Genomic DNA, 21,262 nt, shown 5'->3' with positions numbered 1-21,262 from the left:
CAGCACACGCTTGAGGAGTATTTTCATGGGCGATACCCGCCACGGTTCATGCGATCGATCGCTGACTGATTGATAAACACCTCGGCAGAGCCGTCATCAGACTTTGCGTACCACTCGTAGCGAGACTGGTCTTGTCGGGTAGGGACTTTGTTTTCCTGGGTCTCTACCAGCCACGGTTCATCGAAATGTTTATCCGGCCCGAAGAACGTCGCCGCCTGCTTGACGAACGAAGTACCGATCTTTCCCTCAGAGGCCATGAAAGCTGCGTAGCGCTTAACCCCTTCCAGCATCGTCTCTGGTTTTACGCCCTGTTTAATACGTGCGTTCCAGGCTTTGAATGCGCTTAGCTTGTTATTTCCACCGCTACGTTTTGGGTATGCCTGCCAGGCTTCTTCAAATGCAGGAGAATAATCAGTTGAAGATTTCACTTTCGGTGTGTCGGCTTCAGCCGATGCACCAAGATATTTATTCTCTGTATTAATCTTCTGTGTAGTCTCCTGGTAATCTACTGTATGAATGGATGCGGAATTTCCACATGACTGCTCGTTGGTTTTCCCCATACCTGCATGCTGGTTTTCCGCATCACTGTTTGCGGAAATTCCGCATCCTTGTTTGTTGGTTTTCCCCATACCTGCATGCTGGTTTTCGCCAAGTAGAAGTTCTTCCAAGCGCTCCTGGTTTACTCTGAAATATAATTTTGCTGGGATGCCACGTTTTGCTTCTTCCAGTACGCCACAGGAAACCAGCTTTTTACGCGCTCCCTCTTGTTCGTAACGCGTTAATCCAGTCTCTTCTTCGAGATCTGTCTGGGTTTTGTAGAACCAATTCCCTTCCATGCGGTTCTGCCAATAGACAATCTGTGACAATAGCAATGCACCTGTAATACCCACGCCAAGGCGAACGAAGGACCGTTGAAAGGCTATTGGACGATCAACGAGCTGTAAGAAATTGCTCACTCCACAACCCTCCTGAAATAATTTTGAAACTTCCAGACAGGCTGCATGCATTCATGCGGATAATTCTGCCTGGTGAAGTACACCTGCTGTTTATCCCGATTCCAGCCGGTGACATGCACAATCACACCGCGCGGATCGCGATAATCGATATCCAATGGCTTAACTTGGTTTTCGGTAGTGATCGAGTGCGACATATCACACCTCATTGCCCGGGTGAGGGAATAATTTTGGTTTGTCAGGTCTCAGTTCATGGGCGGGAATCCCAGTAAAGGCCGCAACATCAGGCACATGTTCCACCCCAACAACACCAACCTTTCTCCAGCGAGAGACAGAGGGTTGTTTTACACCTATAGCGCGAGCTAGAGCATTTACTCCTCCAGCAGCATCAATAGCTCTTTCAATTGCTGATTTCATTTTTTTGCTAATCCCGTTCAGTTGCTATCGAAATTATGATAGCAATTGCTATTGGAATGAGCAATAGACTTGTTTATCATGCTTGACTAGAATGTGATAGCGGAGGCTATAAATATGCAAGAGAGAACACTTAAGACGCTAGCTGACAGACTTAACTACGCAATGCATGAGATGGGCATGAGCCAGGGTCAGTTAGCCAAAGCGGCGAATATGGCACAACCAACCATATGGCGAATAACATCTGGAAATGCTAGAGGCACAACTAAAATCGTTGAAATAGCTAATGCCCTGGGTGTTCGTTCGGAGTGGCTATCAAACGGTACTGGACCAATGAGGGGTGACGACCAACAACCACCCCCACCGATGAATAACAAAAAAGATCCAGCCATCTTCAGAGTTGACGTACTCGACCTTACCGTAAGTGCTGGCCCGGGCATAATTAACAGCGAATTCGTGGAGGTGCTGCGCTCCGTGGAATACTCAGTTGAAGATGCTCGTCAAATGTTTAATGGCCGGAAACAGGAGCAGATACGCATCATCAACGTTCGAGGTGATAGCATGTCTGGCACCATAGAGCCAGGGGACTTACTCTTCGTCGATATCAGCGTTCAGCATTTCGATGGCGACGGTATATACGCGTTCATCTACGATGACACATCGCATGTTAAGCGCTTACAAAAGATGAAAGACAAACTCTTAGTTATCTCTGACAACCATACCTATCTACCATGGGACCCAATCGAGAAGGAAGAGATGAACAAAATTTTCATCTTCGGAAAGGTGATCGGCAGCATGCCGCAGACCTACAGGAAGCATGGGTGAATAATGCAAATGAAAATAAAAACTTACGCATAACAAGCTGAGTAGATTCTTAACCCGGCCAGTGCGCCGGGTTTTCTATGTGCCCCCACAATAGTAACCACCAGTCAACCAGGCGGGCGACTACCTGATCGGAACTCCTACCCTCTTTCTCTCTGCGAGTATCTCGCCCTTTCACAGTCCATTTTATTCTCAAGCTTCGATGCTCCAACTCCCGATATCTCATGTATTGGTAGATCACTGTCTAAAGGACAATTATTTCTACCGTGCTGTTACAAACACATCAGCAATATATTTTTTTTATTTTTGATATCAATGACATAAAAATCAATAGCAATTTAAATAGCAATACCTATTGCAAAGGCCAATAGCAGGCTCTATCATCATTCTATCAAATCAACTCAGAGGTGATAGAAAATGTCTCAGAAGATAAAAACATTTAAGGGGTTGTCCATCCATCCTTGTGATGCCTTCAAGAATATGTCCTTGATTGTTGAAGCAGCTAGTTTGTTATCGGCGGTTGATGATGACGAGTATAGAGAAATTAGCGACATTCTTCTCGCGTTTGTCTGCAACTATGCAAACGAGGCCCATAAAAATGAATGGGATAAACGATAATGAAAAATCCAATCGAAATGCTAAATGATATTGCTGCGGAAATCACTGAGAATGCTTCGTTACTGGAGGTTATTTACCGCATAAATGAATTTTCACCGGAAGCCGATAACACAATTGCCTGCCTGATTCGTTCTATGCTAAAGACCAGCCAAACTGCTTACGAGTATGTGGAGCAACTTAGCATCCATGCTGGAGCTGAATGTCAACGGGGACAAAAATTAGAGTCGCTAACATCGCTAGCTAATCAACTTAACTCTTGGGCTTGTGATATCGGCGATTGTAAGCTTGCCGTTTATAATTCAATGGATGATATACCAACAGAATCAAACGCAATTGGGGTTTTAAGTCTCGTCTCCCAAAAACTGGATGAAATGCAGAGCATTATTAGCTCTAAAGCGGACAAGATCGAATTCAATAAGTAACGCTAAACAATAAAACAAATAACACCTTCACTGGTGTGGCTTCCTGCAACCTGAAAACAGGATTAGGTTAAAAATGACATTCATCAAAGATAAATCTGCGTATTTAACAGCACGGCTTTTCTTCGCGACCTATGGTGAGGAATACCGCCATATCTCTAACCTTTTCATGCGCAAAGCTTACGGGGTCTGAATATGCTCAGTAAAGACAGCTCTCTAGAAACCGCAAAAAACACAGCAGATAACCTGTATCAATTAATGGAATTAATTAACTCCAATATTATTGATATGGATATCGAGCAAATAATTTCTCTGTCTGGCCTCTGCCTTGACTTGTCGGCTCAGGTTTCAATGTGGATGGATTCGGAGTTTGAACGTCGTGAAAAACAACGTAATTGAAACCTACCGACGCCGAATTTTAAAAGCAGCGTTATTACGCCACCAGCGTAAAACAGGCAGTAACTGCCTTGTTATTAAGCTCAATAAAGGCGGCATTAACACGGTCGAGTTAACAGAGATTCTTCTCGATGGATTATTGAGAAAATTCGAAAGGCTTGCGATCAGTGAGTACGGGAATGTCGAAGGCGTAAAAGCTATCAAGGGAATTTACAGCAGCGCTGTTGATGTTAATGGCAGCGGTGAATTCCTTACGGATAGCGGGAAGGAGTTAATCGACGAGCTCATTTCTGAGCTGGTTGAGTTCGTCAAAAAACAAAAAGTGGAGGCTCCGAAAACGGAGGGTCATGAAATGGGGGGATCTGATGGCACTTACAGCGATACGAATTCCTGAGTGGGTTCACCTCAAAGCGGTACACGTTTTAAGCCAGTTCAGGGCAAGGCGCATTCACCCTTGCCGTATGCACGGCTCCGGGAATTTGAGCCTCAAGGTTAACCACCGCTGGCGGCTACTCTCCCGCGATGGCGGTAAGAACTGGGAAGTAATGTCCCATGAGCGTTATTCAAAAGTTAAGGATCGGAAATGAAAGATAAACGCATCAGCTCAACCTCAATTGATAGTGCCTTTGCTAAAGATATGCAGCCTGTTTACGTCGTATCACGACACGGCTACTCGCGCCGTTTTCTCAGCAGGAGTGCGGCGATCAGCAATCTTGCTCACTACATGGTGACCAAAACTTTTCACCGCGCCGGCTTGAATACCAACGAACCAGACGAGCCTGTATTCAGCAACGGTGTGCTCGTCAATCGAATGGGCCAGCACACACAGGAATATCTTTTTGCACATGCCCGATGCATGCGGCGTATTCGGCGAATTCTGGAACGCAAGCGCGCAGCACAAAAATGGCTGGCGAAATGGGACGCCATGCACGACCGGTACGTGAAAGAGCAAGCAGAGCTACAGGCCAGCAAACCAGAAGGGATCAGCTGATGGTTGCTTACTTACGTGTTGTTTTATCGGTGGTGATTGTCGCCAGCGTTTATGGGCTGTTCGTTCCGATCCTAATTTCGATGAAGGACACGACGGCAGTTATATCCGGCTTTGCCCTGGCGATTCTGACCCCGCCGTGCATCTACGCCATTTGTAAGGGTCTTGTAGTTACCGTAACGAAGGAAAAAAAATGAAAAAAACAATTATGGCTTCAATTATCGCGCTCTCTGCAATCGGTCTTGTAGGTTGCGATCGAGTCGAACCCGGCAACGTGGGTATTAAGGTTAATAAGTTGGGTGACGACAAAGGTGTCGGCGAAGTGGTAGGCGTGGGCCGCTATTGGACTGGCTGGAACACTGAGGTTTATATCTTCCCTACCTTCAAACAGATGAAGACCTACGACGATGCTTTCAACTTCCAGATGAGTGACGGAACAACTATCGGCTATCACATCGGCGTCGCCTATAAAGTTGATCCGACCAAAGTGACGACGGTCTTCCAGACCTATCGCAAAGGTGTGGACGACATCACCGACACTGATTTGCGCCAAAAGATTGCTGACGCCCTTAATCGTCTCGCAAGCCGCATGAGCACCGATAAGTTCATTGACGGCGGGAAAGCTGAGCTGCTTGAAAACGCTCTGAAAGAGATCCAGTCAGACATGGGGCCGGTAGGAATCCAGGTTATCAGTCTTTCTTACGTCGGCCGTCCTGAGTATCCGCCGACAGTCATCGACAGCATCAACGCAAAAGTCACCGCCAACCAGAAGACCCTGCAACGTGAGCAGGAAGTGAAACAACGAGAAGCTGAAGCCAATATGTTGCGCGCTGAGGCAGATGGCCAGGCGGATGCAAAACTGAAGCTGGCGGAAGCAGAAGCAAAGTCTATCCAGATCCGTGGACAGGCCATGCGGGAGAACCCGGAAGTTCTGCAACTGGAGGCCATCAACAAATGGAATGGCACTCTGCCTCAGTACATGACCAGTGGCGCAAGTACTCCATTTATTCAGGTTAAATAATCCACCTGCCCGGCTGAATGCCGGGCTATCTGAGGGATAATCATGAGCGAAGTTGTTCTTCTGGTACCTAATGACTGGGTTAGCGAAAAGGTTCTGATTGCGGTTACCGGGCTCAAGCCCGGAACCATCCTCCGGGCCAGAAAAGAATGCTGGCTGGTTGGGCGGGAATATGTGCATGTTTCACCTGACGGAAATCCGAAACCTTCCAGCGAGTGCATGTACAACCGTAAAGCGGTCGATGCATGGGTCGCCTCAATGAAAAACAAACAGCCTGGGTGATCTGAGGCCATGAAAAAGGTAATCTCATATCGCTCTTGGGCGTCTGGAGGAATCAATGGATAAAGTTACATATCCAACAGGCGTCGAAAACCACGGTGGCACATTGCGCATCTGGTTTAATTTCAAAGGTAAGCGTGTCAGGGAGAGCCTCGGTGTCCCTGACACCGCTAAGAACAGGAAGATCGCCGGAGAACTGCGGACATCGGTATGTTTTGCCATCAGAACAGGCACATTTGAGTACGCGGCACAGTTTCCGGACTCCCCTAACCTCAAGACATTTGGGGTGGGTAAGAAAGAAATTACAGTTTCAGAGCTTACCGAAAAGTGGCTGGATCTGAAGAGAATGGAAATCTGCGCGAACGCACTCAACCGTTATGAGTCAGTCGCAAGGAATATGGTACCAAGGATCGGGGGTAATCGGCTGGTGTCGGCGGTGACTAAAGAGGAATTACTGTATATCAGGAAAGATTTACTGACTGGTCACCAGATGCCAATGAAGGGGAAGGTCCCGGCAAAGGGAAGAAGTGTTGTCACCGTAAATTATTACATGACAACTATTGCCGGAATGTTTCAGTTTGCCGCAGATCACGGTTACTTAGAGGCGAACCCATTCGACGGGATCAAGCCTCTTAAAAAAGCCAGGGCAGAGCCAGATCCGCTAACTCGTGACGAATTTATTCGCCTGATTGATGCATGCCGGCATCAGCAGACGAAAAACCTGTGGTCACTAGCAGTATACACAGGGGTCCGTCATGGAGAGCTGACCTCCCTGGCCTGGGAGGATATCGATCTTGAAGCTGGAACAATAACAATCAGGCGCAATTATACAAAACTGGGTGAATTCACTCTACCGAAAACTGAGGCCAGTACCAACAGAGTGATACACCTCATTCAGCCTGCGATCAGCGTCCTGAGGAATCAGGCGGAAATGACCAGGTTTGGAAAAAAACATCAGATCGATGTTCAGCTGCGCGAATACGGCAGAACTGAGAGCCACGAGTGTACATTTGTTTTCAACCCTCAACTGGTCAGAAGATGTCAGCAGGTGGGGGTCATCTACAAAGTCGACTCGATAGGTGATTTATGGGACGCAGCGATGAAGCGAGCAGGGATAAGGCACAGGAAAGCATATCAGTCGCGTCACACGTATGCATGCTGGTCACTGTCAGCTGGCGCTAACCCCAGCTTCATTGCCAGTCAGATGGGCCATGCGAGCGCCCAGATGGTCTTCAACGTATACGGTGCGTGGATGGCAGACAGCAGTAGTGAGCAGATCGCAATGCTGAATCAGAGGCTCGCGGATTTTGCCCCACAGATGCCCCAAAGCATACCTAGCACCGCCAGAGCATTATTGAAATCAGTAAGTTAGTTAATAACGCCCGACATGTTAATTGCGTGGAGGGCAATACCACCCTGTACGCGCTTCCCAGGGCGGAGATTGTCGAACGCTGGTACGCGCAAACCACGGATGATTTTCGCTTCTGCTTTAAGTTTCCGGCGACCATTTCGCATCAGGCGGCTCTTCGCCACTGTGATGATCTGGCGCATGCGTTTTTTAGCCGCCTGTCCCCGCTGGAGACGCGCATCGGGCAGTACTGGCTGCAGCTTCCCGCGACCTTTGGCCCACAGGACCTTCCTGCCCTCTGGTCGTTTCTCGACGCGCTGCCAAAGGGCTTCACTTACGGCGTCGAGGTTCGTCATCCGGAATTTTTCGCCAAAGGCGACGCGGAACAGTTGCTGAACAGCGGTCTGCATCAGCGCGGCGTAAACCGGGTTATTCTCGACAGCCGACCGGTCCACGCGGCGCGCCCGCACACCGAAGCCATACGCGACGCCCAACGCAAGAAGCCGAAAGTGCCGGTTCATGCGCTGGTGACGGCAAACACTCCGATGGTGAGATTCATCGGCAGCGATGATATGGCGCAGAATCAATCGTTTTTCGCCGACTGGCTGACGAAACTGCCACGCTGGGAGCAAACCACCACGCCGTATCTTTTTTTGCACACCCCGGATATCGCGCAGGCGCCGGAGCTGGTCGACACCCTGTGGGAAGATTTGCGCGCGGTGTTGCCAGTGATCGGATCAGCACCCTCCATCCCACAGCAATCTTCTCTTTTCTGAAATTGCCCCCTATCATAAGGGCGTGCCATCTGCCAAAAAGGGACATTGTATGGTAAGCGCGCTATATGCCGTATTAGGTGCGTTGCTGTTAATTAAGTTTTCATTTGATGTCGTCCGTCTGCGAATGCAGTATCGCGTTGCCTATGGCGACGGTGGTTTTAGCGAACTGCAGAGCGCCATTCGTATCCATGGCAATGCGGTAGAATATATTCCGATCGCGATGGTGCTCCTGCTGTTTATGGAAATGAACGGCGCAGAAACGTGGATGGTGCACCTGTGCGGCATCATTCTACTTGCCGGTCGGCTGATGCATTACTACGGTTTCCATCAGCGGCTGTTCCGCTGGCGTCGGTCAGGCATGAGCGCCACCTGGTGCGCGCTGTTGCTAATGGTGCTGGCGAACCTGTGGTATATGCCGTGGGAGTTGGTTTTCTCCCTGCATTAGCGCACAATACGCCCCTTTATTTTTCCCGGATTTTTACGTTATGTCTCACCGCGACACGCTTTTTTCTGCGCCAATCGCCAGTCTGGGCGACTGGACCTTTGATGAACGGGTAGCTGAAGTCTTCCCGGATATGATCCAGCGCTCCGTTCCCGGCTATTCCAATATCATTTCGATGATTGGCATGCTCGCCGAACGTTTTGTGCAGCCTGACACGCAGGTTTACGACCTGGGCTGCTCTCTTGGCGCGGCGACGCTCTCTGTGCGGCGTAATATTCAACATCAAAATTGCAAAATCATCGCCGTCGACAACTCTCCGGCAATGATTGAACGCTGTCGCCGTCATATTGACGCGTATAAAGCGCCGACGCCTGTGGATGTGGTGGAGGGCGACATCCGCACCATCGCCATCGAAAATGCCTCAATGGTGGTGCTGAATTTTACCCTGCAATTCCTTGCGCCAGTTGAGCGCCAGGCGTTGTTGGATAAGATTTACCAGGGGCTGATGCCGGGCGGCGCGCTGGTGCTGTCGGAAAAATTCAGCTTCGAAGATGCGAAAGTCGGCGAGTTGCTGTTTAACATGCACCATGACTTTAAGCGCGCGAATGGCTACAGCGAGCTGGAGATCAGCCAGAAGCGCAGCATGCTGGAAAACGTGATGCTCACCGACTCGGTCGAAACCCATAAGGCGCGTCTGCGCCAGGCGGGTTTCGAACACAGTGAACTCTGGTTCCAGTGCTTTAACTTTGGTTCCCTGGTGGCGCTGAAAGCTGAGGTTCCGGCATGATCGACTTTGGTAACTTTTATCAACTGATTGCCAAAAACGCGCTTTCCCACTGGCTGGAAACCTTGCCCGCGCAGCTTGCCGCCTGGCAGCGCGAACAGCACGGCCTGTATAAGCAATGGGCCAACGCGGTGGCGTTTCTTCCGGCCCTGACGCCTGACCGGCTGGATCTGCTGCACAGCGTTACGGCAGAAAGCGAAACACCGCTTACCCCGGGCCAGCTCAAGCGTATCGATACCCTGCTGCGCAACCTGATGCCATGGCGCAAAGGTCCATTCTCTTTGTATGGCGTGAACATTGACACCGAGTGGCGTTCAGACTGGAAATGGGATCGCGTTCTGCCGCACCTGTCCGACCTGACCGGGCGGACTATTCTCGACGTGGGCTGCGGCAGCGGTTATCACATGTGGCGCATGATTGGCGCAGGCGCGCATCTGGCAGTCGGCATTGACCCGACGCAGCTGTTCCTGTGCCAGTTCGAAGCGGTTCGTAAACTGCTGGGCAACGATCAGCGCGCCCACCTGCTGCCGCTCGGTATTGAGCAGTTGCCCGCGCTTAACGCCTTCGATACCGTCTTTTCCATGGGCGTGCTGTATCATCGCCGCTCGCCGCTGGAGCATCTCTGGCAGTTAAAAGATCAGCTGGTGAAAGACGGTGAACTGGTGCTGGAAACGCTGGTGGTCGACGGTGACGAGAACACCGTGCTGGTACCGGGCGATCGCTACGCGCAGATGCGCAATGTCTACTTTATTCCGTCTGCGCTGGCGTTGAAAAACTGGTTAGAGAAGTGTGGTTTTGTCGACGTACGCATCGCTGACGTCTGCGTCACCACCACAGAAGAGCAGCGCCGCACCGACTGGATGATCACCGAATCGCTGGAGCAGTTCCTCGACCCAACCGACCACAGCAAAACCGTGGAAGGCTATCCGGCGCCGATGCGTGCGGTGTTGATTGCCACGAAGCCGTAGTATTTTGCCGGGTGGCGTCTACGCCTTACCCGGCCTACTCGTAGCATGTTTTCGCCAAAATAGTTCAGGTTGCAGCAAGGCGGCCAACACAGCGGCAGCCTGAAATATGCAGGAGAAAAAAAGGCCCCTGTTAATGGCAGGGGCCTGGTACGAGCAAGCATCATATTGGGCGACATGATGCAACGGTAAAAATCATTTGGCCTGATGGCGAGCAATGATTCCTTTCATTTCAGCAACCGCGGCGCCGTCAACCACATAGCGGGAGTATTCGTCCGCCTGCTTATCGGCTGACATTGACAACCCTGGATTGCGATAACGCATCGGCGAGGGCTGTGTCGTTCCGGCTGAGCTGTGTACTTCCCGTACCCCGGCATCGAGGAAACGCTGCAGATTTGCTGCACGAACCCCTGCTCCGGCCATAATGATTGGAACATCGGCGTGGGCAATAAGTTCCAAAATTATTGATAAACCTTGCGCCGCATCTGATTTTTGTCCCGAAGTCAGCACTCTGGCGACGCCCAGTTCCGCGAGATTGTTAAGTGCTTTTAATGGATTAGCACACATGTCGAAGGCGCGATGAAATGTCACGGCCAGCGGCCCTGCCGCCTGCATAATTTGCTGCATGCGCGGCATGTCGACGTGGCCGTCCGCATCCAGCACACCGATCACCAGCCCCGGGAATCCCATCTCCCTCACCTGTCGCACGTCTTCAAGCATGGCGGCGAACTCCCCTGCGGAATAACAAAAATCGCCGCCGCGCGGACGGATGATAGGATGAACAGGGATCGTCACCTGTTGGCGAACCGTACTCAGCACGCCCAGCGAAGGCGTTAAGCCCCCTTCTTTCGGCGCGGCGCAAAGCTCAATACGATCCGCGCCGTTTTGCTGCGCGATGCGCGCGCATTCCATGCTGTAACAACAGATCTCAAGTAATGCCATTGTCACTCCTGCTGTTCGCTTGCCACGATCGCTTCAATTGACCACGGGTGGAATTTAACGGTGACGTGACCGTCGGTAACCGCCAGAGTCGGATTCGGTAGACGCTCATGCGCGCCTTTCGGCGAACTGGTTTTAACGACAATCCCCGGCTGGCTCAGTCCGTCATCGGCGAGCAGCGCCAACGCACGCGCGTTCAGGGTATCCGGCTCTCCCGGCAAAACGATTTCGATATGCTCCCATCCTTCGTGGGGATAGCGCTTATCGCCCGGCCAGGGCAGCTCAACAACGCTAAATGCCCAGTGCGCGACGCAGACGGGCTCATCCAGTTTAAACAGACAAATTGGTCGGCCATTGATGATATTTTCCGACAACAGTTTGCCGCATTGTTCAAAGCCTCGCCGCCAGCGTTCCGCAGTGGCGTTTTGATGACAACGCAAAGAGATATGGTCGGCATCAAGCGGCGTAATATCCAGACCGAGGCGAGTGGAAAGTTCCGTGAACGCCCGCGTGAATCGCGGGAGGTCGGCGGAAATATCATGCAGTTCGTCGAGGGTTTGCCAGTTCGCCATAATGTCAGCTCTTAACAGGTTTCAAAGCCGCTAATTTACTCTGTTGGTCCGACACAACCAACCGCAGATTGCGGGATTTGCCGAATGCATGGTTATGCACGCTTTTATCGCTTATTTTCTGCACATTGTTCAGGCCGCGCAGTGCTGACGCAAGGGGCCATTTGCAGTATACTCCCGCCCTTGATTCTTAAACTGCGGCGGTAAATTTCAACCCGCTTCATCAACGTAAGGTATTCAGGTGAATATTCAGGCTCTTCTCTCAGAAAAAGTCAGTCAGGCCATGATTGCCGCAGGCGCGCCTGCGGATTGCGAACCGCAGGTTCGTCAGTCAGCAAAAGTACAGTTCGGCGACTATCAGGCCAACGGCATGATGGCGGTGGCGAAAAAACTGGGCATGGCGCCGCGACAACTGGCCGAGCAGGTGCTGACTCATCTGGATCTCAGCGGTATCGCCAGTAAGGTTGAAATCGCTGGCCCGGGCTTTATTAATATTTTCCTCGACCCCGCGTTTCTCGCTGAAAGCGTGGAGCAAGCGCTGACCTCAGATCGCCTCGGCGTAGCGAAGCCGGAGAAACAGACCGTGGTGGTCGATTACTCCGCGCCAAATGTCGCGAAAGAGATGCATGTCGGCCACCTGCGTTCCACCATCATCGGCGACGCCGCGGTGCGTACCCTTGAGTTTCTTGGTCATCATGTGATTCGTGCGAACCACGTAGGCGACTGGGGCACTCAGTTCGGGATGCTGATCGCTTATCTGGAAAAACAGCAACAGGAAAACGCCGGTGAAATGGCGCTGGCAGACCTCGAAGGTTTTTATCGCGAAGCCAAAAAACACTACGACGAAGATGAAGCCTTTGCCGAGCGCGCGCGCAGCTACGTGGTAAAACTGCAGGGCGGCGACGACTATTTCCTGCAAATGTGGCGCAAGCTGGTCGACATCACCATGTCGCAGAACCAGATCACCTACGATCGCCTGAACGTCACGCTGACCCGCGATGATGTGATGGGTGAAAGCCTGTACAACCCCATGCTGCCGGGCATCGTGGCCGATCTGAAAGCCAAAGGTCTGGCCGTCGAAAGCGAAGGCGCCACCGTGGTATTCCTTGATGAGTATAAAAACAAGGAAGGCGAACCGATGGGGGTTATCATTCAGAAGAAAGATGGCGGTTATTTGTACACCACCACGGATATCGCCTGCGCCAAATACCGTTATGAGACCCTGCATGCTGACCGCGTGCTGTATTACATCGACTCCCGTCAGCATCAGCATCTGATGCAAGCATGGACTATCGTCCGTAAAGCGGGCTACGTTCCGGATTCCGTCCCGCTGGAGCACCACATGTTCGGCATGATGTTGGGTAAAGACGGCAAGCCGTTCAAAACCCGCGCTGGCGGCACCGTCAAGCTGGCCGATCTGTTGGATGAAGCGCTTGAGCGCGCCCGCCGTCTGGTGGCGGAAAAGAACCCGGATATGCCCGCCGACGAGCTGGAAAAACTGGCGAACGCCGTCGGTATCGGTGCGGTGAAATACGCCGATCTGTCGAAAAACCGCACCACCGACTATATCTTTGACTGGGACAACATGCTGGCCTTTGAGGGTAACACTGCGCCGTATATGCAGTATGCCTATACCCGCGTACTGTCGGTGTTCCGTAAATCTGGTCTGGATGAGCGCGCCCTTGCCAGCGCGAGAGTGGTGCTTAGCGAAGATCGCGAAGCGCAGCTGGCCGCGCGTCTGTTGCAGTTTGAAGAGACGCTGACCGTTGTCGCGCGTGAAGGGACGCCACACGTCATGTGCGCGTATCTGTATGATGTCGCAGGTCTGTTCTCCGGTTTCTACGAACATTGCCCGATTCTGAGCGCAGAGAACGACGATGTGCGCAACAGCCGGCTAAAACTGGCGCTGCTGACCGCTAAAACCCTGAAGCTGGGTCTCGATACGCTGGGTATCGAAACCGTAGAGCGGATGTAATTCCTTACGAGAATGACGCTGGCAAAATAAAAGGTTACCAGCAGAATAAACCCGGCTATCGCCGGGTTTTGTTTTTACTTCTGAATCAGAAATATTTCCGCAGATATTCCGTCAGGCACAGCATCGCCATCGCCTGGCCATACGGCATAGAGGTGAGCGGGATCGCACGATAGAAATCGAGATTGCTGCCCATTCCGGTCCCGAAGGAGGTCTGCAACAACTCCCCTTCCGGCGAGATATTCTGCACAATGCCGCGAATGGCTTTTTCCGCAACCCCGGCATATTCCGCGCCAACATAACGTTTACGTACCGCTTTCAGTATGCCGTAGGCAAAACCCGCGGTCGCAGACGCTTCCAGGTAGGACTGCGGATCGTCCAGCAACGTATGCCACAGTCCGCTTTCATCCTGGCATTTTGCCAGCGCGGCGATTTGCGCCTTCAGAACCTGCACCAGATAACGACGCACCGCATTGTTTTCCGGCAGATCGACCAGTTCCAGGAAATCCGGGATCACAATGGTCAACCAGCTGTTGCCGCGCGCCCAGCGGGCGTTGGCAAAGTTATGGTGCCCGTCATAATTCCAGCCGTGGAACCACAGGCCGGTTTCCCTGTCCATCAGGTTTTGCACGTGTAGCAGGAACTGATAGGTTGCCTCTTCGACATATTCCGGCCGGTTGAGCAACTTGCCAATTTTCGCCAGCGGTAACACCGTCATCATCAGCGTATCGTCCCACATCTGCTGGTGGTTCTCTTCCGCCAGCGTGATATGCTGCATTCCGCCATGGTCGGTACGCGGCATTTCATTCATCGCCCATTCCGCCCAGCTGTCCAGCCAGGGCAGGTACACCGGATTACGCGTCTCTTCATAGCGATACGCCAGCGTTAAGAACGGCGCCATGGTGTTTACGTTCTTGGTAGTGGCGCCTTCCGCAAAGCGGTCGGCGAACCAATTGTCGATAATGTCGCGCATCGACTCATCACCGGTCTGCTGATAATACTGATACATTCCATACAGACCGACGCCGTGCGTCCATTCCCATCCTGCCCACCCTTTTGTGTCAATCACACGTCCGTCATCCAGGCGTAGCAGGAATTGGCCAGTCTCGTCCTTGATGTTGACCAGATTGTTCGTCACCGTCTGAATCAAACCCTTCAGCTCTTCCCGGGAGATAAAACGCTCCGGCTGTCGTAGTAACGCGCTATGTTTGACGGGCCAAACTTTCATATCTCTAACCTCTGTTATAAGTCGAATTCAACGTTGCTGCCCGCTTGAGCGAGGGTGCAGCAGGTTTATTACGATTCAGGTAACCAATATTGTTGTTACCCCAAAGTGATTCATACGGCAGACCCGACAGCATCTCGACGGTGGCGCGCGCCTGCGGCGTGATGTTCTCCGGCATCGCCCGGCCCGACTCACGCATTTTCGCTGTTTCTTCGCGTAGCGTGCTGTGGGTTTGCAAATTCAGTTTAAAACGCAGAGAGACCAGGAAACCGCAGGCCAGCACCAGCAGCGTACCGCAGCTGAGGATTAACAGTATGGTGTGGCTGACCGCCTCCGGCTGGGTGCTTTGTCCGGAAACGAAACCAGACGTCTGCATGACAATCCCGACCAGCATGACCGCTCCAGCCTGTGAGGCTTTGCGCGTCAGGGTCATGATCCCGGCGAAGATCCCTTCACGACGCTGACCGGTAATCACTTCATCCACATCGGCAATGTAGGTGTAGGTGTTCCACGGCACATAGTTAATCCCCCCACGCCCCAGACCAGCAATGGCGGACACCAGCAGCAACAGGGAATAAATATCGCTTAATCCGGCGTAATACAGCAGGGCATACGAGAGTGAGCTAAGACCAAACAGCACCACCACCATCCGGTAAGAAGGCGCAGGTCCGAAGCGGATGCACAGCGGGATCATGCCGATAACCGCGATAAACTGGAAAATCGCCATGGTGCCAAGCAGGTTTGACGCCATCGACGCTTCCTGCATCAGGACGAACACCACGTAATAGGTAAAGACGGCGTTGAAAACATCCTGCGCGATGTAGCCGCCCAGATACATGCCGAGATGCTGGCGGAAAATTTTAATCCGCAACGTAGAGCTCAGCTCAACAAACAGGCGGCGCATGCTCTGGCTGAACGTCAGGCTCTTTTTCTCTTCTTCCGCGCGTAGCGCTGCTTCCGTCCATTCCTCGCGTGGACGCTCCCAGGTGAAGAACCAGACGAACGTCAGCATCAGGGCGCACAGCACTGAGAACACCAGGCTGGCGTAGAAAAAGGAGATGGGGTTGTCTTTGCCAAACGCGGTCAACAGGATACCCGGCAGGAAGGAAGCGAGGATCGCGGACATCTGCGCCATGGAAATACGCGCGCCGGAAAATTTGGTTTTCTGTTTGAAATCATCGGTCATTTCCGGCACCAGCGTTTCATATGGCACCAGGATCATGGTGTAGACGATATCGAAAATCAGGTAGGTCAGCAGGTAGTACCAGAACCCCATATCCCCCACCCACATTAATGAGTAGCTAAAGACACATGGGATCCCCAGCAAAATAAAGAATTTACGGCGGCCAAAGCGTTTACCCAGCCATGTTGAGCCGAAGTTGTCCGTCAGAAAGCCCATCAGTGGGCTGACGACTGCGTCCAGCACCCTCGCCGCCGCAAAGATAAACGTCGCCTCGATGGGCGAAAGACCGCAAAACGTCGTATAAAAATACAGTAACCAGGCGGCTGTGAGCGCCGTGGTGCCTGCACCTAAAAAATCGCCTGAACCGTAGGCTAAATAATTCGCCAATCCAATTTTACGTGTTTTCATTGCCGTTAACCCTGCAATCAGTTGGGGGACTCCGACCTGTGGCTACGCCAGAGGGAGTACTTACACGGCTACAGTAAAAGCTTACCAGGCGGGATACCTTTTCGTTTTTGCCACCTGTCCTGGCGAAATGGCAAAAACGCAAAGAGACCGGCAACGCGTGTCACCGATTTATAAAACAGCGTTTCTTTTGAATCAAAAGAGGGGGCCAAAAATGCGAGTCAGGCAGCAAATTACGTTGCCGCCTGATGAGGAAATAACCGTTAGCGGTAGTTCACAATTACCTGATTGCGCTGTACTTTTAGGGCGGGAATCAGACGGCCGCCACCGGGTACTTCCCAGATAAAACGCAGCGGCTCCACGGCGGGCACGTTGCTAAAAGCGGTGGTTGTCCCACTTTGTCCATCAAGCTCGACGCAGCGCGACTGGGAGCATAAGCGCACCCGCAAACCGGCAGGCGTCGGGCCATTCAGCTCATAACGCCAGGCCACCAGGGTCATCAGCCCGGACACCGGCTGACCAGCGGAAAGCGGCGCCGAGGAGGCGGATTCACCGCGATGGTTTAAGGTAATGCCGATGCTGCTGGCCTGCCATGCGCCTTCCCCGGCGGCCTGCGCCGCCAGCGGGAACAGCAACAGCCAAAGAAGTCTGCGCATTATTTACCTCCAATGGTTGCGGTCATGCGAATGTTACGATTGTCGGAAAGCTCCATGTTCGACAGGACGACCAGCTGCGGCAGACTGCGACGCAGAAAGCGCGACAGCAATGGGCGCAGCGCATGGTTGACCAACAACACTGGCGGCGCGCCAAGCATCTCCTGACGAGACAGCGCCTCTTGCGTTTGCGCCAGCAGGCGATCGGCCAGCCCAGGCTCCAGACCGCCGCCGCCCTGCAACGCCTGCAACAACAAGCGTTCGAGCGCCGTATCCAGGCCAATAACGCTGACTTCATCGCTACCGGGGAACCACTGCTGTGTAATTGCGCGCCCCAGCGCCACGCGCACCACGGCGGTAAGTTCATGGGGATCATTTTGCAGCGGCGCATGTTCCGCCAGCGTTTCAAGAATGGTGCGCATATCGCGGATCGGCACTTTTTCATCCAGCAGATTCTGCAGCACTTTATGCAGCGTGGTCAGGGTGACCACGCCGGGGACCAAATCTTCGGTCAGTTTCGGCATCTCCTGGGAAACGCGATCCAACAACTGCTGCGCTTCCTGACGGCCAAACAGTTCGGCGGCATATTTGCCGATCAAATGGTTGAGGTGCGTCGCCACGACGGTACTGGCTTCCACCACCGTAAAGCCCTGGATCTGCGCCTGTTCTTTCAGCGCGCTTTCGATCCAGATTGCATCCAGGCCAAACGCCGGATCCACGGTTTGCTCGCCTGGCAGCGTACCCGCCGCGGTTCCCGGGTTGATTGCCAGCCAGCGCCCCGGATACGCGTCGCCGCTGCCAATCTCCACCCCTTTCATCAGAATACGATAGTGCGCCGGTTGCAGATCCATATTGTCGCGAATGTGCACCACTGGCGGCAGGAAGCCCATGTCCTGCGCGAATTTCTTGCGGATACTGCGGATGCGCCCGAGCAACTCGCCATCCTGCTGGAAATCGACCATCGGAATCAGGCGGTAGCCCACCTCCATACCGAGCGAATCTTCAAGCTGGACGTCGTTCCACGTCGCTTCCACCACCGAATTGTTTTCCGGCATTTTAACGGGTTGCGGTTCGCTGGGCGCCTTTTGTTCCCGGCCACGGATCCACCAGGCCAGCCCCAACAGCGCCGCCGTAAACAACAGGAAAACGAGGTTTGGCATGCCCGGCACCAGCCCGAGCAGGCCCAGAACCCCTGCGCTGAGCAGCATGACGCTGGGATTGCTGAAAAGCTGCCCCACCATCTGCTCGCCCACGTCCTGATCGGTACTGACGCGGGTGACGATCACGCCTGCGGCGGTCGAAATGACCAGCGCCGGGATCTGCGCCACCAGGCCGTCACCGATAGTCAGCAACGTATAACTTTCCGCCGCATCGCCCATGCTCATGCCATGCTGCAACACACCGACCAGCAGACCGCCGACCACGTTGATCACCATGATCAAAATACCGGCGATGGCATCGCCGCGAACGAATTTACTCGCCCCGTCCATAGAACCATAGAAGTCCGCTTCCTGGGTCACTTCGGCGCGACGTTTTTTCGCTTCATCTTCGCCAATCAGTCCGGCGTTGAGGTCGGCGTCAATCGCCATCTGTTTACCCGGCATGCCGTCGAGCACGAAGCGCGCGCCAACCTCAGCGATACGCCCGGCGCCCTTGGTAATCACCATAAAGTTGATGATGACCAGAATGACGAACACCACGATCCCAATGGCGAAATTGCCCCCCACCAGGAAATGCCCGAACGCTTCGACCACCTTCCCTGCCGCCGCCGCGCCGGTGTGTCCTTCCATCAGAATGATACGGGTGGACGCCACGTTCAGCGCCAGACGCAGTAAGGTAGTGAACAGCAGGATGGTCGGGAAGGCGGCGAACTCCAGCGTACGCTGGGTAAACATCGCCACCAGTAACACCATGATCGACAGCGCAATGTTAAAGGTAAACAGTAGGTCGAGGATAAACGCGGGTAGCGGCAGTACCATCATCGACAGAATTAACAGGATGAGGATCGGCCCGGCAAGGATCTGCCATTGCGTGGTTTTCATGTTGTTGGGCAGGCGCAACATCGCGACCAGATTAGCCATCGGTAGTCTTCTCGTTCATAAAATCCAGTGACTCAGGCACCGGAAGATTTGCAGGTTGTGGTGGACGTTCCCCGCCAGCAAGACGCCAGCGTTTAAGCTGCCAGACCCAGGCCAGCACTTCCGCCACGGCGGCGTACAGTTGACCGGGTATTTGCTGACCAATTTCAGCATGGCGATAGAGCGCTCGCGCCAGCGGCGGCGCTTCAAGCGTGGGGATTTTGTTTTCCGCGCCAATCTCGCGAATGCGCAGCGCCACCAGTCCCGCCCCTTTGGCGAGCACTTTCGGCGCGCTCATTTTGTTTTCGTCATACTGTAACGCCACCGAATAGTGGGTGGGGTTGGTGACAATGACATCCGCTTTGGGTACGTCGCTCATCATGCGCTGGCGCGCCGCCGCTCGCTGCATCTGACGGATACGCCCTTTCACGTGCGGGTCGCCTTCGTTCTGTTTGAATTCATCGCGGATGTCCTGACGCGACATGCGCAGCTTTTTCAGGTGACTGAAGATCTGAAAGATCACGTCAAAGGCGACCATCGGGATCACACCGAGCACCACCAGCAATGCGCAGAGTCCGACGAGATCCAGCGCGTTACCCATCGCCGTAATCGGCGATTCCGCCATCAGGCGCATCATCTCCGGCCACTTATGCCACAAATAAAGCGCTGTCACGCCGCCCACCAGCGACGATTTCAGTATCGCCTTCAGCAACTCCGCGCCGGTCTGCGCGGAGAACATACGCTTAATGCCCGGCAGCGGGTTAAGTTTGGAAAATTTCGGCTGTAGCGATTTGCCGCTGAACACCAGCCCGCCGAGTAGCACCGGCGAGATCAGCGCCACCAGCACCACGCCGGTGATAAGCGGCAGCAGCGCGATCATCGCTTCTTTTATTAACAGGATGATTTGCCCGAGGATCAGATTGGGGTCATTGACCATGCTGTGATCAAATCGCAGCCCCGCCGACAGCATTCCCGACAGGCGCCTTGCCAACGACGCGCCGCCAATCCAGAGAATGCAGACCCCCACTAACAAAATCAGCAGAGAAGTCAGCTCCCGGGATCGGGGGATTTGCCCTTCCTCCCGCGCTTTTTCCAGTCGGTGGGGTGTGGGGGCTTCTGTTTTGTCGTCGTTCTCTTCAGACACGCATCAGATCCTGGATGGGCTTATGAGCGAGAATGATGCCAGAAGCGCCTGCCGCCAATGGGCAGAGTAAACGGCAAAAAAGGTCGGGTTTATGCCGTTAAGTGTACACTCAAAATATTATGCGCAGCTTTTTCATGAAGGCTCCAGGTACCCGTGCTCTTACTTACAGGTAACGCAACGAGGCAACACTGACAGAAACAGACTTCCAAAGTTCTGAAACAGCTAATAAGGCATTTGGTATCACTGAATTAAATTATTGCAGCGTACTTATAAACAACCATTATTAACCAATTGAAAAATATGCATTAATTTCATTTTTCATTCCCTTTGGATGATCCGTATCAAATAGCTCTCTTACAAATTACCTTTAACTGCTCCAGATTATTTTTACCCTACTCTGTTGAAATCAGGATTACGGCAAAAGGATTTGTGAATGACCGGAAAACCGGCTGCCCGCATGAGCGACATGACGAAGTACGGCGGGCCCATCGTTCAGGGCTCTACGGGCGTGTTTATCGGCGCGCCCACCGGCGTGGCCTGCTCGGTGTGTCCCGGCGGCAGAACCTCCGGCAGCCCGGTGAACCCGCTGCTGGGGGCTAAAGTCCTGCCCGGCGAGACCGATATTGCGCTGCCGGGACCGTTGCCGTTTATGCTCACCCGCGCATACAGTAGCTACCGGACGAAAACCCCTGCGCCGTCGGGCATATTCGGCCCCGGCTGGAAAGCCCCTTTCGATATCCGCTTACAGCTTCGCGATGAGGAACTTATTCTCAACGATAACGGCGGGCGCAGTATTCACTTTGAGCCGCTGATGCCCGGAGAAACCGCCTTCAGCCGCAGTGAGTCGTTCTGGCTGGCCCGTGGCGGCGTGG

General features: G+C 53.1%; 27 protein-coding genes. 17 read left to right on the top strand and 10 right to left on the bottom strand.

The annotated features are described in order from the left end of the window. Window positions 1-23 precede the first annotated feature (23 nt). The 3 genes from OOJ60_RS22190 to OOJ60_RS22180 are packed head-to-tail and all read right to left on the bottom strand — an operon-like array spanning window position 24 to window position 1,370. Window positions 24-956 carry a hypothetical protein gene (locus OOJ60_RS22190; protein ID WP_000064516.1) on the bottom strand — a complete coding sequence of 311 codons (933 nt, stop codon included), beginning with the start codon at window positions 954-956 and terminating at the stop codon, window positions 24-26. Then, entirely contained in the window at window positions 953-1,150 is a 198-nt protein-coding gene (locus OOJ60_RS22185; protein ID WP_000019788.1) for a DUF4222 domain-containing protein, read from the bottom strand. Before OOJ60_RS22185 ends, OOJ60_RS22190 begins: the two co-directional genes overlap by 4 nt. 1 nt (window position 1,151) lies before the next feature. After that, on the bottom strand, window positions 1,152-1,370 hold the full coding sequence (locus OOJ60_RS22180; RefSeq protein ID WP_032645228.1) for a transcriptional regulator: 219 nt from the start codon (window positions 1,368-1,370) through the stop codon (window positions 1,152-1,154). A gap of 114 nt (window positions 1,371-1,484) precedes the next feature. Here OOJ60_RS22180 and OOJ60_RS22175 point away from each other — a divergent pair, with 114 nt between their 5' ends. The 15 genes from OOJ60_RS22175 (at window position 1,485) to cmoB (ending at window position 10,225) form a co-directional block, all read left to right on the top strand. Further along, window positions 1,485-2,192 carry an XRE family transcriptional regulator gene (locus OOJ60_RS22175; RefSeq protein ID WP_017384394.1) on the top strand — a complete coding sequence of 236 codons (708 nt, stop codon included), beginning with the start codon at window positions 1,485-1,487 and terminating at the stop codon, window positions 2,190-2,192. Window positions 2,193-2,606: 414 nt separating this feature from the next. Then, window positions 2,607-2,807 carry a hypothetical protein gene (locus OOJ60_RS22170; RefSeq protein ID WP_017384395.1) on the top strand — a complete coding sequence of 67 codons (201 nt, stop codon included), beginning with the start codon at window positions 2,607-2,609 and terminating at the stop codon, window positions 2,805-2,807. Beyond that, the gene (locus tag OOJ60_RS22165) at window positions 2,807-3,229 is read left to right on the top strand and encodes a hypothetical protein (RefSeq protein WP_197377765.1); all 423 of its coding nucleotides are present in this window, start codon (window positions 2,807-2,809) and stop codon (window positions 3,227-3,229) included. Before OOJ60_RS22170 ends, OOJ60_RS22165 begins: the two co-directional genes overlap by 1 nt. Before the next feature lie 192 nt (window positions 3,230-3,421). Then, the gene (locus OOJ60_RS22160) at window positions 3,422-3,625 is read left to right on the top strand and encodes a hypothetical protein (RefSeq protein ID WP_016240231.1); all 204 of its coding nucleotides are present in this window, start codon (window positions 3,422-3,424) and stop codon (window positions 3,623-3,625) included. Beyond that, window positions 3,606-4,016 carry a hypothetical protein gene (locus OOJ60_RS22155; protein WP_032650068.1) on the top strand — a complete coding sequence of 137 codons (411 nt, stop codon included), beginning with the start codon at window positions 3,606-3,608 and terminating at the stop codon, window positions 4,014-4,016. Before OOJ60_RS22160 ends, OOJ60_RS22155 begins: the two co-directional genes overlap by 20 nt. Further along, window positions 3,970-4,209, top strand: a complete 240-nt coding sequence (locus OOJ60_RS24920) for a ParE family toxin-like protein (protein WP_419095430.1) — start codon at window positions 3,970-3,972, stop codon at window positions 4,207-4,209. The genes OOJ60_RS22155 and OOJ60_RS24920 overlap by 47 nt, the downstream gene beginning before the upstream one ends. Beyond that, a complete protein-coding gene (locus tag OOJ60_RS22145) occupies window positions 4,206-4,613 on the top strand; it encodes a hypothetical protein (RefSeq protein ID WP_199016988.1) in 408 nt (135 codons plus the stop codon). Before OOJ60_RS24920 ends, OOJ60_RS22145 begins: the two co-directional genes overlap by 4 nt. Continuing rightward, complete coding sequence (locus OOJ60_RS22140) at window positions 4,613-4,807, top strand: hypothetical protein (protein WP_045339075.1); 195 nt, start codon at window positions 4,613-4,615, stop codon at window positions 4,805-4,807. The genes OOJ60_RS22145 and OOJ60_RS22140 overlap by 1 nt, the downstream gene beginning before the upstream one ends. Then, window positions 4,804-5,631 (top strand): SPFH domain-containing protein, encoded by an 828-nt coding sequence (locus tag OOJ60_RS22135; RefSeq protein ID WP_058662942.1) that lies wholly within the window; start codon window positions 4,804-4,806, stop codon window positions 5,629-5,631. The genes OOJ60_RS22140 and OOJ60_RS22135 overlap by 4 nt, the downstream gene beginning before the upstream one ends. A gap of 42 nt (window positions 5,632-5,673) precedes the next feature. Then, on the top strand, window positions 5,674-5,910 hold the full coding sequence (locus OOJ60_RS22130; protein WP_058685154.1) for an excisionase family protein: 237 nt from the start codon (window positions 5,674-5,676) through the stop codon (window positions 5,908-5,910). Between the two features lie 55 nt (window positions 5,911-5,965). Beyond that, window positions 5,966-7,279: a tyrosine-type recombinase/integrase gene (locus OOJ60_RS22125; protein ID WP_205613238.1), complete on the top strand. Its 1,314-nt coding sequence runs from the start codon at window positions 5,966-5,968 to the stop codon at window positions 7,277-7,279. Further along, complete coding sequence (locus tag OOJ60_RS22120) at window positions 7,258-8,031, top strand: DUF72 domain-containing protein (protein ID WP_205613275.1); 774 nt, start codon at window positions 7,258-7,260, stop codon at window positions 8,029-8,031. The genes OOJ60_RS22125 and OOJ60_RS22120 overlap by 22 nt, the downstream gene beginning before the upstream one ends. Window positions 8,032-8,080: 49 nt before the next feature. Next, entirely contained in the window at window positions 8,081-8,476 is a 396-nt protein-coding gene (locus OOJ60_RS22115; protein ID WP_042283868.1) for an MAPEG family protein, read from the top strand. A gap of 40 nt (window positions 8,477-8,516) precedes the next feature. After that, the gene (gene cmoA, locus OOJ60_RS22110) at window positions 8,517-9,260 is read left to right on the top strand and encodes a carboxy-S-adenosyl-L-methionine synthase CmoA (RefSeq protein WP_042283870.1); all 744 of its coding nucleotides are present in this window, start codon (window positions 8,517-8,519) and stop codon (window positions 9,258-9,260) included. Then, entirely contained in the window at window positions 9,257-10,225 is a 969-nt protein-coding gene (gene cmoB, locus OOJ60_RS22105) for a tRNA 5-methoxyuridine(34)/uridine 5-oxyacetic acid(34) synthase CmoB (protein WP_205613274.1), read from the top strand. The genes cmoA and cmoB overlap by 4 nt, the downstream gene beginning before the upstream one ends. Before the next feature lie 192 nt (window positions 10,226-10,417). On the opposite strand, the gene cutC is transcribed toward cmoB, so the two are convergent. Together cutC and OOJ60_RS22095 are read right to left on the bottom strand one after the other, a co-directional pair. After that, complete coding sequence (gene cutC, locus OOJ60_RS22100) at window positions 10,418-11,164, bottom strand: copper homeostasis protein CutC (protein ID WP_042283875.1); 747 nt, start codon at window positions 11,162-11,164, stop codon at window positions 10,418-10,420. Window positions 11,165-11,166: 2 nt separating this feature from the next. Beyond that, entirely contained in the window at window positions 11,167-11,733 is a 567-nt protein-coding gene (locus OOJ60_RS22095) for a VOC family protein (protein WP_060571378.1), read from the bottom strand. 238 nt (window positions 11,734-11,971) lie between these two features. On the opposite strand from OOJ60_RS22095, the gene argS reads away from it, so the two are divergent. Beyond that, the gene (gene argS / locus OOJ60_RS22090; protein ID WP_042283881.1) at window positions 11,972-13,705 is read left to right on the top strand and encodes an arginine--tRNA ligase; all 1,734 of its coding nucleotides are present in this window, start codon (window positions 11,972-11,974) and stop codon (window positions 13,703-13,705) included. An 85-nt stretch (window positions 13,706-13,790) separates the two neighbouring features. Here argS and bglB read toward each other — a convergent pair whose 3' ends face one another. The 5 genes from bglB to flhB all read right to left on the bottom strand — a co-directional run bounded on the left by bglB (window position 13,791) and on the right by flhB (window position 20,390). Then, a complete protein-coding gene (gene bglB / locus OOJ60_RS22085) occupies window positions 13,791-14,930 on the bottom strand; it encodes a beta-galactosidase BglB (protein WP_205613273.1) in 1,140 nt (379 codons plus the stop codon). Window positions 14,931-14,934: 4 nt separating this feature from the next. Beyond that, the gene (locus tag OOJ60_RS22080) at window positions 14,935-16,518 is read right to left on the bottom strand and encodes an MFS transporter (RefSeq protein WP_042283888.1); all 1,584 of its coding nucleotides are present in this window, start codon (window positions 16,516-16,518) and stop codon (window positions 14,935-14,937) included. Window positions 16,519-16,778: 260 nt separating this feature from the next. Further along, window positions 16,779-17,171 (bottom strand): flagellar protein FlhE, encoded by a 393-nt coding sequence (gene flhE / locus OOJ60_RS22075; protein WP_042283891.1) that lies wholly within the window; start codon window positions 17,169-17,171, stop codon window positions 16,779-16,781. Beyond that, entirely contained in the window at window positions 17,171-19,249 is a 2,079-nt protein-coding gene (gene flhA / locus OOJ60_RS22070; protein ID WP_042283893.1) for a flagellar biosynthesis protein FlhA, read from the bottom strand. Before flhA ends, flhE begins: the two co-directional genes overlap by 1 nt. Further along, the gene (flhB, locus tag OOJ60_RS22065; protein WP_042283896.1) at window positions 19,242-20,390 is read right to left on the bottom strand and encodes a flagellar biosynthesis protein FlhB; all 1,149 of its coding nucleotides are present in this window, start codon (window positions 20,388-20,390) and stop codon (window positions 19,242-19,244) included. Before flhB ends, flhA begins: the two co-directional genes overlap by 8 nt. A 433-nt stretch (window positions 20,391-20,823) precedes the next feature. On the opposite strand from flhB, the gene OOJ60_RS22060 reads away from it, so the two are divergent. After that, the coding region (locus tag OOJ60_RS22060; protein WP_268077748.1) for a DUF6531 domain-containing protein at window positions 20,824-21,262 on the top strand (439 nt) is incomplete at its 3' end.

It is taken from the genome of Citrobacter sp. R4 (genome assembly GCF_026719175.1).
In the GTDB taxonomy this organism is placed as follows: Bacteria; Pseudomonadota; Gammaproteobacteria; order Enterobacterales; family Enterobacteriaceae; genus Citrobacter_A; species Citrobacter_A sedlakii.
This window is presented reverse-complemented; position numbering and strand designations above follow the sequence as displayed.